Source organism: Symbiobacterium sp., from assembly GCF_040797425.1.
In the GTDB taxonomy this organism is placed as follows: domain Bacteria; phylum Bacillota; class Sulfobacillia; order Symbiobacteriales; family Symbiobacteriaceae; genus Symbiobacterium.
This window is the reverse complement of sequence record NZ_JBFNEH010000006.1, coordinates 66,828-79,314: the sequence shown is the minus strand read 5'-3', so window position 1 is coordinate 79,314 and position 12,487 is coordinate 66,828. Positions and strand designations below refer to the sequence as shown.

General features: G+C 66.9%; 15 protein-coding genes. 9 read left to right on the top strand and 6 right to left on the bottom strand.

The features are described 5' to 3' along the window. The 6 genes from AB2385_RS03355 to udk all read right to left on the bottom strand — a co-directional run bounded on the left by AB2385_RS03355 (position 1) and on the right by udk (position 5,228). Complete coding sequence (locus AB2385_RS03355) at positions 1–918, bottom strand: ABC transporter permease (RefSeq protein WP_367653510.1); 918 nt, start codon at positions 916–918, stop codon at positions 1–3. Between the two features lie 6 nt (positions 919–924). Beyond that, positions 925–1,857, bottom strand: a complete 933-nt coding sequence (locus tag AB2385_RS03350) for an ABC transporter permease (protein ID WP_367653509.1) — start codon at positions 1,855–1,857, stop codon at positions 925–927. A gap of 104 nt (positions 1,858–1,961) precedes the next feature. Beyond that, complete coding sequence (locus AB2385_RS03345; protein WP_367653508.1) at positions 1,962–3,626, bottom strand: peptide ABC transporter substrate-binding protein; 1,665 nt, start codon at positions 3,624–3,626, stop codon at positions 1,962–1,964. Between the two features lie 315 nt (positions 3,627–3,941). Continuing rightward, entirely contained in the window at positions 3,942–4,238 is a 297-nt protein-coding gene (locus tag AB2385_RS03340) for a hypothetical protein (protein WP_367653507.1), read from the bottom strand. 28 nt (positions 4,239–4,266) lie between these two features. Beyond that, a complete protein-coding gene (locus AB2385_RS03335) occupies positions 4,267–4,485 on the bottom strand; it encodes a NifU family protein (RefSeq protein ID WP_367653538.1) in 219 nt (72 codons plus the stop codon). Positions 4,486–4,592: 107 nt separating this feature from the next. Continuing rightward, a complete protein-coding gene (udk, locus tag AB2385_RS03330) occupies positions 4,593–5,228 on the bottom strand; it encodes a uridine kinase (protein WP_367653506.1) in 636 nt (211 codons plus the stop codon). Positions 5,229–5,564: 336 nt separating this feature from the next. Here udk and AB2385_RS03325 point away from each other — a divergent pair, with 336 nt between their 5' ends. From AB2385_RS03325 to AB2385_RS03285, 9 genes are all read left to right on the top strand, one after another. Then, complete coding sequence (locus tag AB2385_RS03325) at positions 5,565–6,179, top strand: superoxide dismutase (protein ID WP_367653505.1); 615 nt, start codon at positions 5,565–5,567, stop codon at positions 6,177–6,179. A gap of 84 nt (positions 6,180–6,263) precedes the next feature. Then, the gene (locus AB2385_RS03320) at positions 6,264–6,539 is read left to right on the top strand and encodes a hypothetical protein (RefSeq protein ID WP_367653504.1); all 276 of its coding nucleotides are present in this window, start codon (positions 6,264–6,266) and stop codon (positions 6,537–6,539) included. Then, the gene (locus tag AB2385_RS03315) at positions 6,532–6,879 is read left to right on the top strand and encodes a spore coat protein (protein ID WP_367653537.1); all 348 of its coding nucleotides are present in this window, start codon (positions 6,532–6,534) and stop codon (positions 6,877–6,879) included. The genes AB2385_RS03320 and AB2385_RS03315 overlap by 8 nt, the downstream gene beginning before the upstream one ends. 84 nt (positions 6,880–6,963) lie before the next feature. Further along, positions 6,964–7,857, top strand: a complete 894-nt coding sequence (locus AB2385_RS03310; RefSeq protein ID WP_367653503.1) for a DUF72 domain-containing protein — start codon at positions 6,964–6,966, stop codon at positions 7,855–7,857. Positions 7,858–8,039: 182 nt separating this feature from the next. After that, positions 8,040–8,642 (top strand): RNA polymerase sigma factor, encoded by a 603-nt coding sequence (locus AB2385_RS03305; protein ID WP_367653502.1) that lies wholly within the window; start codon positions 8,040–8,042, stop codon positions 8,640–8,642. A gap of 75 nt (positions 8,643–8,717) precedes the next feature. Further along, positions 8,718–9,353 (top strand): thiamine diphosphokinase, encoded by a 636-nt coding sequence (locus tag AB2385_RS03300; protein ID WP_367653501.1) that lies wholly within the window; start codon positions 8,718–8,720, stop codon positions 9,351–9,353. Between the two features lie 79 nt (positions 9,354–9,432). Beyond that, positions 9,433–10,275 carry an HAD family hydrolase gene (locus AB2385_RS03295; RefSeq protein WP_367653500.1) on the top strand — a complete coding sequence of 281 codons (843 nt, stop codon included), beginning with the start codon at positions 9,433–9,435 and terminating at the stop codon, positions 10,273–10,275. Positions 10,276–10,279: 4 nt separating this feature from the next. After that, on the top strand, positions 10,280–11,695 hold the full coding sequence (locus tag AB2385_RS03290; RefSeq protein ID WP_367653499.1) for a CCA tRNA nucleotidyltransferase: 1,416 nt from the start codon (positions 10,280–10,282) through the stop codon (positions 11,693–11,695). Positions 11,696–11,745: 50 nt separating this feature from the next. Continuing rightward, on the top strand, positions 11,746–12,417 hold the full coding sequence (locus AB2385_RS03285; protein ID WP_367653498.1) for a hypothetical protein: 672 nt from the start codon (positions 11,746–11,748) through the stop codon (positions 12,415–12,417). The last annotated feature ends 70 nt before the right edge of the window (positions 12,418–12,487 follow it).

Below are 12,487 nucleotides of genomic sequence, written 5' to 3'. Positions count from 1 at the left end.
CTATCGGCGCAGCTTCGGGTCCAGCGCGTCACGCAGACCGTCGCCGATGAAGTTGAAGGCGAGTGAGACGATGATGATCGCCGCGGCCGGGAAGGCCAGCTCCCACGGGTAGGAGCGCAGGCCCTCGAAGCCGTTGGAGGCCAGCACGCCCCAGGACGCCATCGGGGCGCTGACGCCGAGGCCGATGAACGACAGGAACGCCTCGGTGAACATCGCACGCGGAATCGAGAACGTGAGTTCGACGACAATCGGGGCCATGGCGTTGGGGATCAGGTGGCGGAAGACGAGCCGCCTGCGGCCCGCGCCCAGGGCCCGCGCCGCCAGCATGAACTCCTGTTCCTTGAGTGCCAGCACCTGCGCCCGTACCAGTCGCGCCATACTGGTCCAGTAGACAATGCCGATGGCGACGAAGATCGAGGTGAGCCCCTGCCCCATGATCACGGCCAGCAGGATGACGTAGATCGTGAGCGGGATGGTATCGATGATGTCGACGATGCGCATCATGATGTTGTCCCACTTGCCGCCCAGGAGGCCGGCGGTGGCGCCGTAGGTCACGCCCACCACCAGCTGCAGCAGGCCGGCGAAGAAGGCCACGGCCAGGGAGATGCGGCCGCCGTAAAGCGTCCGCTCGAAGAGGTCACGGCCGTGTGCGTCGGTGCCGAACCAGTGCTGCGCCGAGGGCGGCTGGTCACGCCCGGCCAGGAACTGCGTGGTCGGGTCCCAGGGCGTGAGGAGGGGGCCGATGAAGCAGGCGATCAGGAAGATGACGATGGTGATCAGGCCCAGCAGAGCCAGCGGGTTCGCCTTGAAGCGGCGCCAGGCGTCGGCGGCGAAGCTGATCGGCGGCGTGGTGATCCGCTCGGCCGCTTCCTGCCGGTTGGGGAGGGGCGCAAAGCGCTGATCAGCGGGAATGGCCATTCTGCGTTACCCCTCCTTCTCCAGGCGTACACGGGGATCGATGAACGCCAGGACGATGTCGGCGATCAGCGTGAAGCCCACCAGCAGCAGGCAGAAGAAGAGCGTCATGCCCAGCGTTACCGTGTAGTCGCGGTTGGTGATGGACTGAACGAACTCCCGGCCGATACCGGGGATGCCGAAGACGTTCTCCACGATGAAGCTGCCGGTCAGGATGCTGGCCGTCATCGGCGCCAGCGAGGCGATGACGGGTACCATGGCGTTCTTGATCATGTGGCGGTAGATGACGACGATCTCACGCAGTCCCTTGGCCCGCGCCGTGCGGATATAGTCTTGGTTGATGACCTCGAGCATGCTGGACCGGGTCAGCTTCACGATCCAGGCCAGGTTGTAGCTGGAGAGCGCCAGGACGGGTAGGACGATGTACCGTAACTTGCCGTCGCCCCAGGTCGCCGACGGGAACCAGCCCAGCCTATACGCGAAGACATACTGCAGCACGCCTGCTATGACGAAACTCGGTGCCGCAGCCGTTAAGATCGCCAGGCCGGATATCGTTCGGTCGGTCACGCCGTTGTGTTTCATCGCGGCGAGGATCCCCAGCGGGATGCCGACGATGATCGAAAGGAGCAGTGAGATGCCACCCAGCTTCGCCGAGACCGGGAAGCCGCGGTTGATGACATCGTTCACGGTGAGGCCCTTATACTTGAAGGAAGGCCCCAGGTCCCATACCAAGACGCCCTTCAGATAGTCGAGGTACTGTTCGTGGATGGGCTTGTTGAGGTTGTACCGCCGCTCCAGGTTCTTGAGGATCGCTGGCGGCACGTTCCGCTCCGAACTGAACGGACCACCGGGCAGCGCTCGCATCAAGAAGAACGTGGCCGTCACCACAACGAAGGCAACCACGAACATGGTGATGATGCGTTGCAGCAGGTAGCGGGCCATCGTATCCCTCCATCCCGGTGAGGCGGAATTGTGGGAAGCGCCACCGCGGTAAGCCACGGTGGCGCTTCCTGCACCGTCCTGGTTTCCGGGGCTACTCTTACGGGTTACTTCTTAATCGAAGCGTCGCGCAGGTTCAGCGGCGAGGTCAGCGGCATCGACCACCCCTCGACGTTCTTCGAAACCATGACGACCCGGGTGTAGTGGTAGATGGGCAGAATCGGCATCTCGTCCATCAGGAGGGCCTCAGCATCGTGCATGGCCTTCATGCGCTCGACCGGGTCGGCGCTCTTCTTGGCAATCGAGACCAGCCGGTCGTACTCGGGGTTGCCCCAGTTGGTGTCGTTGTTGCCGCCGTCGGTGACCCACATGTCGATGAAGGTCATCGGGTCGATGTAGTCGCCGATCCAGCCGGCCCGGGCGATCTCATAGTCGCCGGTCTGACGGCTGTCGAGGTAGACGGCCCATTCCTGGTTCGTCAGCTCGACGTCGATGCCCAGGTTCTTCTTCCACATCTCCTGAATGGCCTCAGCGATCTTCTGGTGGGCCTCAGAGGTGTTGTACAGGATCGTCAGCTTCGGGAAGCCCTGGCCGTTCGGGTAGCCGGCCTCGGCGAGCAGCTGCTGGGCCTTCTGCACGTCCTCGGTGAAGAAGTCGCCGCCATTCTTCCGGAAGTCGTTCTCCGAGCCGCTCGGATCCGGAATGCCCTCGGGCACGAGCGAGAAGGCGGGAACCTGGCCGGCCTTGGTGATCTGCTCCACGATCTGCTGGCGGTCGATGGCGTAGGTCAGGGCCTGGCGGACCCGCTTGTCGTTCAGCGGCTCCTTCTCGACGTTGAACAGGTAGTAGTAGATGCCCAGGTCAGGCAGAATGTGCAGCTCGTCCGGATAATCGGCCTTCAGGCGATCCAGCTCGGCGACGTTGACGCCGGACTCGACGATGTCGAGCTCACCGTTCTCAAACATCGTGGTGACCGTGGACTCTTCCTCGATCAGGTAGAACTCGATCCGGTCGAGCTTGATGTTCTTGGCGTCCCAGTAGTTGGGGTTCCGCTCGACAACGATCTTCTCCTTCTCGGTCCAGCTGACGATCTTGAAGGGGCCGTTGCCGATGGTGGTCTTGGTATCGCGGAACCACGCCTCGGGGTTGGCCTCAACGCTGGCCCTGTGCACCGGATAGTAGGTGTGGAAAGCGGTCAGGGAGAGGAAGTACGGGGTCGGCGCCTCGAGGGTGACCTGGAGGGTCTTCTCGTCCAGAGCCACGGCGCCGAAGTCCTGGGACAGCCGCTCAAACTCGGCTGCGATCTCCTCGTCGGAGGCGTTCTCCCACTTGGGATCGCTGGTGAAGGTGTTCATCTGCTCGGCGCCCTTGATGTAGTACAGCTGGTAAGCGTACTCGGAGGCGAGCAGCGGATTGAGGGTCGACTTCCAGGACCAGACGAAGTCCTGAGCGGTGAGCGGGTCGCCGTTGGACCACTTCAGGCCGTCACGGAGGTGGAAGGTGAAGACCGTGTTGTCCTCGTTGACGTCATAGCTCTCCGCAGCGCCCGGAATCGCGTTGCCGTTCTCGTCCAGCCGCATCAGGCCTTCAAACAGGGCGATCTCCACGTGGGCTTCGGGAAGACCGGTGCTGACGCGCGGGTCAATCGTCTGCGGGTTGGTGCCGATGTTGATCCGGATGACCTGGTCGCTGTCCGATCCGCCCGAGGAGCTGGAGCACCCGACGGCAGCCAGCATCACGACAGCCAGCATGCCTGCGACGAAACGACGCATGTGTGCAGACCTCCCTCAGTCATCTGTTTCTCTGTGTGTGCGGATACCGGAACCACTGGTCCGGCCGTCACCTGCCTGGCCGGTCTCGGCTGAGCCACCTCCTTTGAGAGCGCAACCCAGACAGGGCGCCGAGATATAAGGAAAGTTTCCACAAGTTTCGCGCCGGACCATCTCAGCGCTTTATCTGTGGAAAACACCAAAGTATATTCGGTCCCTCTGCGGAGATATCCTTGTCGCCAGGCAATATCGCGCTAGAAACACTCATCAGAACACCTGATCCAGGATGTGATAGTTCGAACAGTAACAGCAGGCCGACTAACCGTCGACCTGCTTGCCTTCTGTGCCGCGTTCCGCCCTGCGCTCGATGTACTGCACGAGCCGGATCGCAGCGAAGCTGGCGAGGGCCACCAGACCCAACAGGACAAGTACCAGGCTGAACAAGGGCAGTGCGTCAGCCAACGCCCGGTAGGGGGTGACCCCGAAGACCCGGCCGATCCACCAGAAGCCAACTCCGGCAGCGATGACCCCCATCACCGCTGCCGTCATCCCCATCTGCCTATGAAGCCGCGCCTTCAGCGCGCGCTCAACCTCTTCATGCGACCCGCGGTGCATGCGAAGCGCAAGCCCTCCCCGTGCGGGACTAGACGGCTTCCACGGCCCGGACTTCCGGCACCTGCTGGCGGATGGCCCGCTCGATGCCCATCTTGAGCGTCATGGTGGACATGGGGCAGCCGCCGCAGGCGCCCACCATCCGCACCCGGGCGACGCCGTCCTCGACGGAGATCAGTTCCACCTCACCGCCATCCATCCGGATCGCGGGGCGAATCATGTCCAGCGCCCGCTCGACGCGTGCATACAGATCCTCAGCCATGCTCGTTCACCCCCGCATCGGTGCGACTGGGTACTTCAAACCCGCCTGTTCGGCCATGTTCAGTGTACCACAGCGCTGTTGCTGTGAAAAGGCAGTCATAGGGACGGAGCATGCTGGCCGATCAGGTGGCGGATCTGAGAGAGGAGCACTTCCAGCCCCGCCTCGTTGTGGGCGCCCTCGGGGATGATCACGTTGGCGTACCGCTTGGTGGGCTCCACGAACGCCTCGTGCATGGGCTTCACGGTGGTCAGGTACTGGTGGATCACCGAGTCGAGGGTGCGTCCGCGCTCGTTGATGTCGCGGATGATGCGGCGGAGGATCCGCACGTCGGCGTCGGTGTCGACGTAGACCATCAGATCGTACATCTCCCGCATGCGGGGGTCCTCCAGGACCATCACGCCCTCCACCACGATGATATGAGAGGGCTCGATGCGTACCGTGCGGTCCTCCCGCAGGTGGGTGGCGAAGTTGTAGACGGGCCGTTCGATGGGCCGGCCCGCCCGCAGCTCGTGCAGGTGGTGGATGAAGAGCTCGTTGTCGAACGCGTCCGGGTGGTCGTAGTTGAGGCGGGCCCGCTCCTCGTACGTGAGGTGGCGGTTGTCCTTGTAGTACGCGTCGTGGGGGAGCAGCGTGACGTGGTGCGGGAACTCAGCGGCGATGCGGTTCGCGATGGATGTCTTGCCTGAGCCGGTGCCTCCTGCGATGGCGATGACCGCCCTCGGGACTGGCATGAAAGATTACCCCCTTCGCGCAGGTGCCGGAGCCAGTAGTCCCCGTTCGATTATGGCCCAGGGGCGGCGAGGGCGCAAGGACGTTCTGGCCCCGAGAGCGCGGCCCTGTGCCGGGGGACGTGTTCCAGGGCCGTGATCCGCGCGGTCTCGGCTTCGCCGGCTTGCGTACGAGGCCCGTGCCGCCGGTCAGGTTGGGCGACAGCAGTTTCGTCACATTCGAGTTGAAAAAGTGGTCGAGTTTGGGTAGTCTAGCAGGGGAGACCGTTCCTCCGCGCCAAGTTCTGGCGTCAAACGAGGTGAAAAGAAACATTTAGAATGAGATAGGAGGGTTTCCTGATGGCTTTCCAGCTTCCGCCGCTTCCGTACCCCACCAACGCGCTCGAGCCTTACATCGACACGCAGACGATGGAGATTCACCACGGCAAGCACCACGCCACCTACGTGAACAACCTCAACGCTGCGCTGGAGGGGCACGCAGACCTGCAGGCCAAGTCCGTTGAGGAGCTGCTCACCCAGATCGACAGCATTCCCGAGTCGATCCGCACGGCCGTGCGGAACAACGGTGGCGGCCACGCCAACCACAGCCTCTACTGGGAGATCATGACCCCCGGCGGTGCCAAGGAGCCCACGGGCGAGCTGGCCGAGGCGATCAAGGCGGCCTTCGGATCCTTCGAGAACTTCAAGAGCGAGTTCGCCAAGGCCGGCGCGGGCCGCTTCGGCTCCGGCTGGGCCTGGCTCGTCGTCACCAAGGACGGCAAGCTGGCGGTCTACTCCACAGCCAACCAGGACAGCCCGCTGATGCAGGGCGACACGCCCATCCTGGGCATGGACGTGTGGGAGCACGCCTACTACCTGAAGTACCAGAACCGCCGGGCCGACTACATCCAGGCGTTCTTCAACGTGATCAACTGGGACAAGGTGGCCGAGCGGTACGCCGCAGCCAAGAAGTAGTGCTGCACTGACCCACGAGGCCGCTGTGCCCGGCATGCCGCCGCCTCCCTCGCGCCATACTAAGCGCGAAGGAGGCGGAACGGCATGGTGTACGATGCGGAGGAGAACCGGCTGACCGAGCAGGAACTGACCTTCGTGCGGCACGCGCTGGACGCGGAGTTCCTCGCCCTCAAGAAGGCGCACCACTACGCAGCCGAGATGGAAGACCCCGACGCCCGGCAGCTCATGCACGAGCATGCCGACATCCACCACCGGCGGATTGACATGCTGCTGGCCCTGCTGGACGCCCCCGGCGACATTACGAAGCACGCCAAGCTGCTCCTGCAGTCTGGGGGAGGGTACCACCGTGCGGATGGCTGACGTCGACCGGCTGCGCGACTGCCTGTGCAGCGCCAAAGAGCTGGCCAGGCTCTATGCCGAGGCCGCGCTGGAGTCCACCAACAACGGGGTGCGGGAGTTCTTCCTGGCCATGCACGGCGAGGAGACCCACAACCAGGAGGTGCTGTTCAGCTTCCTGCGCACCCGCGGCGAGTATCCGATCCGGTGGGCATCGCCCGAACACGTCGCCCAGGTCCGGAGGCGGTTTCAGGCCGAGCACGACCAGCTGGGCCTCACCGAGCCTCCCTCCGTGCGGCGCTACCACACGGCCGACCCGAGAGCGCACCCGGCCCACACCGAACCCCCCGGGCACTACCAGTAAGACCTTCCCTCCTCAGCACTTCCCGCCCCGCCCGCTCGGGGCGGGATTCCTTGTGTTACCATGGAGGCGAGAGGAGGGAGGGGCATGGCCCGCATCCGTGTGGGCACCTGTGCCTGGTCTGATCACGAGGATTACTACCCCCCAGGGCTGCCGCCGCGGGAGCGCCTGACGTACTACGCCCGCCACTTCTCGTTGGTGGAGGTGGACAGCACGTTCTACCGGCTGCAGCCGGCCCGGTTCTTCGCCGGGTGGGCGGCCCGCACGCCGCCGGACTTCCGCTTCAACGTGAAGGCCTACGGCGCGCTGACGCGCCACCACCGCGAGCCGCGCCCCGGCGAGGAGGACCTGATGGAGGTCTTCAAGCGCTTCGCCGAGTCGGTGGAGCCGCTGCGGGAGGCGGGGAAGCTGGGCGCCCTGCACTTCCAGTTCCCCCCCTGGTTCACCTGCACGGAGGAGTCGCGGGAATGGGTGCAGGTCTGCCGGGAGTTCTTCGCCGACCAGGTGGTGGCGGTGGAGTTCCGGCACCGTTCGTGGTTCACCGAGGAGAACCGGGAGGAGACCCTCCGGTTCCTGCGCGCGATCCGGGCCGTCCACGTGGCCTGCGACGCGCCGCAGGTGGGCTCAGGGACCGTCCCGCGGGTGGTCGCGGTGACCGACCCGCGCCTGGCGATCGTCCGCTTCCACGGCCGCAACACGAAGACCTGGTATATCAAGGGGGCCAGGACCACGGCCGAGCGCTTCGACTACCTGTACAGCAAGGAGGAGCTGGCAGAGTGGCTGGACCCGATCCGGCAGGTGCTGGCGCAGGAGGCCGAGGAGGTCCACCTCCTGATGAACAACAACCGGTCCAACTACGCGGTGCGCAACGCCCTGGACTTGATGGAACTGCTGGGAATGCCCACGCCGCCGCGGGATGAGCGGGGCGTGCCGCTGGCCCCCGGCGCCCGGCAGAATCCGGAACAGTTGCGACTGTTCTGACTGTGGCACTGCGGTCGGATCGCGTTTGGGAACGCTCTTGCATAACGGGCCGAAGCTGTGCATGCTAATCTTGTAAGATTGTTGTAAGATACCGCCACGCAGGATAGTTCAGACCGGAATGATTTAGCAATAATTATACACGATGCTTTCATATGTGGGGGACAAAGGAGGCAATAGGAGCCATGGCAAGGCAGGCTGGCCTGAATGCGCGGCGCCTTCCCATGGGGGATGAGTCCGGAAGCCCGACTGGTCTTCGCCTCACCGCGGCGAACGAAGAGGCGCTGGGCATGATGATGGAACGTTACGGCGGCGCCTTGCTTCAATACGCCCATCGCCTCGTGGGCGACATCCACACCGCTGAGGAGATCTGCCAGGACACCCTGCTGAAGGCCTGGCAGCACGGCGACCGGTTCCGCCAGGAAGGGCACCTGCAGGCGTGGCTCTTCCGGGTGGCCCGCAACCGTGCCATCGACCTGCTCCGGCGGCGGCGCTACGCCGCGGAGGAGCCGCTGGGCCACTCGGTCAGCCGGTCTCCCGGGCACCTGGAGGAAGAGGCGGAGCGGGCCCTGATGACGGAGGCCCTGCTCGGCGCCCTCGCCGAGCTTTCGCCGCAGTATCGGGTCGTCATCGAACTGCGGTTCTTCCGCGACCTTGGCTATCGCGAGATCGCCGAGCGGCTGGCGATTCCCATCGGTACCGTCAAGAGCCGGCTGAACTACGGCCTGAAGGGGCTGGCGCGGATCCTCGAACGCCGCCGCATCGCCGGCGACGTCTGCAGCAACTAGCGCCCGCCGCAGCGCCGCTTCTGCGCTCCACTGCTCTGCTATAATGGGTGGAGACCGTCGTGAAGGGGACACGCCATGAGCAGAGCGGTGGTATTCGCAGCAGGAGAGGTTTACGACATCACGCGCGTGCGCCGCCTGGTGGGGCGGCCGGACCTGGTGATCTGCGCCGACGCCGGACTGCGGCACGCCCGCGCGCTGGGCCTCCGGCCCGACGTGCTGCTGGGCGACTTCGACTCGCTGCCGGCGGATGTGCTGGCCGCCGCCCGCGCAGAGGGCGTGCCCATTCTGCAGGTGCCGGTAGAGAAGGACGAGACCGACACCGAACTGGCCCTCGCGGAGGCCGTGCGCCGGGGGGCCGGTGAGGTGCTGCTGGTGGGCGGCTCCGGCACCCGGCTCGACCACACCGTCTCGAACCTGCTGCTCCTGCCCACCTGCCCGGTGCCCGTTACGATGACGGACGGCAAGAACATCGCCCGCGTGCTGCGGGGTGGGGAGTGGCTCGAGGTTCCGCGTGAGGCCGGTTCCTTCCTATCATTGGTGCCGCTCAGCCCCGCCGTGACGGGCGTGACGGTCACCGGCGTCCACTGGCCCCTCAGCGGTGCGACCCTGCGCTGGGGCGAGTCGCTGGGCGTTTCCAACCGGATCGTGGACCGGTGCGCCCGCGTCAGCGTGGGGGAAGGATACCTGCTCGTGGTTCAGGCATGGGACTAGACAGTTCCGCTCGCTCCGGGCGGAACGGGATGCTGTCGTGCCCGGGAGTCCGCTCCCGGGCCTGTGTTGGCGTGGGGCTATGCACATCAGGCTGTTTGCGTTCGATCTGGATAACACCCTCGTGGACCGGTCCGGGCGGATCTCCGCGTCCAACCGCTGGGCCGTGGAGGCGGCCCGCGCGTCCGGTGCGGAGGTGATCCTTGTCACGGGCCGGTCGTGGCGGTCGACCCTGCCCCTGTACCGGGAGCTGGGGATGACCGGGCCGGCCATCTGCTACCTCGGCGCGCTGGAGGTCGCCGACGGGACGGGACGCGTCAGCTCGCACCGCCCGCTGTCGCCGGAGGCCTGGGAGCGGCTGCGCCGGCTCGCCCTGGACGAGGGGCTGGCGATCACTGCGGCGCTGGCGGTCGCTGGACAGGGCCCATCTCGTGGTGCAGGATTGGCCTGCGCCCCGTTCGCCGTGGACACGGCCCTTGCCACGCGGCGGGCGGACGACTTCAACGGCTGGGAGGACTGGAACCCCTACACGGAGATCGATCCCCTGCTCGGGCGCCTCCCCGGGCCGCCGACCCTGGCGGCGGTGTACGGCGACCGGTCCGTGAGGCGAGTGCTGGAGGCGTTCCCCGCAGGGCTCCCGGACTCGCAGTTCGACCTGAGCGACCGCATTCCGGGCGAGACGGTGCTCCACATCTGGCACGCCGCCGTGGACAAGGGCACCGCCCTGGCCGGCTACTGCCGCCGGCGGAACATCCCGCCGGAGGCGGTGCTGGCCGTGGGCGACAACACCTACGACGTTCCCATGGTCCGCTTCGCCGGCATCGGGGTGGCCGTGCCGGGCAGCCATCCGGCGGCCCTGGAGGCCGCAGACTGGGTGGCGACGCCGGCCGAAGCGGTGGCGCGGGCCCTGCGGCTCGGGGGGTGACGAGGTGCGGGAGAGTACGCCGGCGCACCGGGCCCCGCTGGTTGGAACGGCGCTCCGCTCGCTCCGGCTCGGCTGGGCCGCGCTGCGCCTGCCGGGCCGGCTGCGGCGCGCCCTTCCGCCGGCCGGGCGTGCACTGATGGACTCGCTGGCCGGGGCGGGGCATGAGGTGGCCGTGGTGGGCGGGGCGGTGCGCGACCTGCTCCTGGGCCGCACGCCCAAGGATTGGGACCTGGCCACCAGCGCGTCCCCCGACGAGATCCTGGCGCTCATCCCGGAGGGGAAGCAGATCGGCGTGGCGCGTGAGACCGGCACGGTCTTGGTGCCGCGCGATGGCGTGGTCTATGAGATCACCCCGTACCGCGGGGGCCATCTCGCCGCCGACCTGGCCCTCCGGGATTTCACCATGGACGCCATGGCCTTCGTGCCCGGCCGCGGATTTGTCGACCCGCTGGGGGGCCGCCGGGACCTGGCCAAGGGCCTCCTGCGGGCCTGCGGGCGGCCGGAGGATCGGCTGGCGGAGGACCCCCTGCGCACGCTGCGGGCGGTGCGGCTGGCGGCGGAGTTCCACCTGGAGATCGAGCCCGCGCTGCTGCGTGCGATCCGGGGGGCCGCCCCGCTGCTCTCCCGGGTGGCGCCCGAGCGGATCGGCACCGAGTTCGGCCGCCTGCTGGTGACCGACCGCCCGGCCTGGGGCATGCAGCGTCTGCGGGAACTGAACCTGCTGGAGCAGTTTGCGCCGGAGCTCCTGGAGATGGTGGGGGTGGAGCAGAACCAGTATCACGCCTTCCCGGTGTGGGAGCACGCCCTGATGGCCCTCGCCCTCGTGCCGCCCGCCCTGCACCTCCGGCTGGCGGCGCTGCTCCACGACGTGGCGAAGCCCCGCTGCCTCTCGGTGGACGAGGAGGGCAACCGCCACTTCTACCGGCACGAGCTGGTGGGGGCGGAGATGGCGGACGAACTGCTCCGGCGCCTGCGGTTCGACAACGACATCCGCACCCGCACCGTGCACCTAGTGCGCTACCACATGGACCTTCACCTGGACGGCCCCGTCACCGACGCCGCAATCCGGCGCATGGTGCGGCGGATCGGTCTGGAGTACATGGACGACCTGGTGCAGCTGCGCCGGGCGGACCGGCTGGCCTCCGGCAAGCGGGAGGGGGATCTCGGCCCGGAGACGATGGCCCTGCTGGATGAGGTCCGGCGGGTGCTGGCCGCCGACGCCGCCCTCAAGGTGACAGACCTGGCGGTGGACGGCCACGACGTGATGGCCGCCTTCGGCCGCGGACCGGGCCCCTACGTGGGGGAGGTGCTGAAGGCGCTGCTGGACGAGGTGGTGGAGGACCCCGGTCGGAACCGGCGGGAGGTGCTCCTGCGGCGGCTGCAGGAGATGGCGGCCGGAGGCTGGAAGGGAACGATGTAAGCGTTCTGGTCGGCGATGATGGATACGTCTGCGCAGGGGAGGCGGAACAGGTGACGGAGAAAGAGTTGCACGATCTGACCGCCGGCTTCGTGCCCTGGAGCCAGTGGGTACGGCCGGTGGCGGAGTCGAAGGTGGCGCTGGTGGCGACGGCGGGCGTATACCTGAAGCATGGGCTGCAGGAGCCTTACGATGAGGGGCGCCCGGGCGGGGACCCGACGTTCCGCGAGTTCCCGGTCGTCGTCCAATACGAGGATCTGGCCGTTTCGGGGCGCCTCCCGCAGCCGGCAGGGGAGGACCTCAACCTCGTGTTCCCCCTGGAGCGGCTGCGGGCCATGGCCGCGTCCCGGGCCATCGACGCCGTCGCCCCCTTTGCGTACAGCTTCAGCGGGAACATCACCGACCCGCTGCCGCTGCTCGCAGGGTCGGGGCTGTCGGTGGCCTACCGCATCCGCCGCATGGGCGCCGATGTGACGCTGCTGTGCGCATCGGGCGAGTCGGGCTGGCTCACCGCCGCCCTGATCGCCCGTCTCATCGAGCTGGCCGGCGTGCCGACGGTGGTTCTGGCCACCGGCGCCGGCGGCCTGCGCGGGATCGCTGTTCCCCGGGGCGTCGTGATCCGCCAGCCCGCCGTGCCGGGCGACGCAGAGGGGCAGCAGCGGGTGCTGCAAGCCGCTCTGGAGGCGGCCTGGGACCTGCACGAGCCCGGAACCGTTGAGCTGTGAGATGGGGGTCGTGGGCGGTGTGACGAGGAGACCGGTTGTGGCCGTGGCGGTGAATCGTGGAGTGTGAGCG